General features: G+C 37.1%; 1 protein-coding gene. It reads right to left on the bottom strand.

The window, feature by feature from the left end; genetic code table 11:
* Positions 1-111: 111 nt before the first annotated feature.
* Positions 112-372: transposase domain-containing protein (locus tag H5993_RS09230; protein WP_204777112.1), on the bottom strand; the 261-nt coding region annotated here is incomplete at its 5' end.

The following is a 372-nucleotide window of genomic DNA, read 5'->3' as shown; positions in this document are numbered from 1 at the left end:
TGAGTATACAAAAAATGCAGGAAAAACGACAATTTTATTCCGCCGTTTTCCTACATTTTACAACCGCCCTCTACAAACGGACTAAGCAATTTCTTAGCCCGTTCTTTATTGCTATTTATGGCATGCTACTTGAACTTGTTTTGCCCAAGGCAAATAAGCCGTAAGATTCTCATCAATACGGTTAGGGAGATACTTGAACAGATATCTAAAATACTCTGCCACATCTAGGTTATTCTCTTTAGCTGTTTCAACTAAGGAATAATAGACCGCACAAGCTTTAGCTCCAGCTACTGAATGAGCGAATAAACTATTCTTGCGGATTATTGTTGAAAAACGAATTGATTGTTCAATGTCGTTATTACTTAATGGCAC

This window comes from Limosilactobacillus alvi (assembly GCF_016900115.1).
In the GTDB taxonomy this organism is placed as follows: Bacteria; Bacillota; Bacilli; order Lactobacillales; family Lactobacillaceae; genus Limosilactobacillus; species Limosilactobacillus alvi.
Note: the sequence above shows the minus strand (reverse complement) of the source record. Positions and strands in the feature narration are given on the sequence as shown.